General features: G+C 67.1%; 1 pseudogene. It reads left to right on the top strand.

Going from position 1 to position 243, the window contains the following annotated elements:
• Nucleotides 1-243, top strand: a pseudogene (locus KUG43_RS16670) (acyltransferase family protein); the annotation flags it as partial.

Raw genomic sequence — 243 nt, forward strand, 5'->3', positions numbered from 1 at the left:
GGGATGCGGACCTGAACCCATTTCTGCACACCTGGTCGCTGGGTGTGGAGCAGCAGTTCTACCTGGTGTTTCCGCTGCTGATGGTGGGGATCGGCTACGGGGTGCGGCGGAGCGTGCCGCTGCTGGCGGCGCTGGTCGTGCTGTCGCTGGGGGCGAGCTGGTGGTGGACGCAGAGCGCACCGATGGCGGCATTTTTCCTGATGCCGAGCCGGCTGTGGGAACTGACGGTCGGCTCGCTGCTGC

Origin of the sequence: Synechococcus sp. CCY 0621 (genome assembly GCF_019038465.1) — a bacterium.
Classification (GTDB): domain Bacteria; phylum Cyanobacteriota; class Cyanobacteriia; order PCC-6307; family Cyanobiaceae; genus Cyanobium.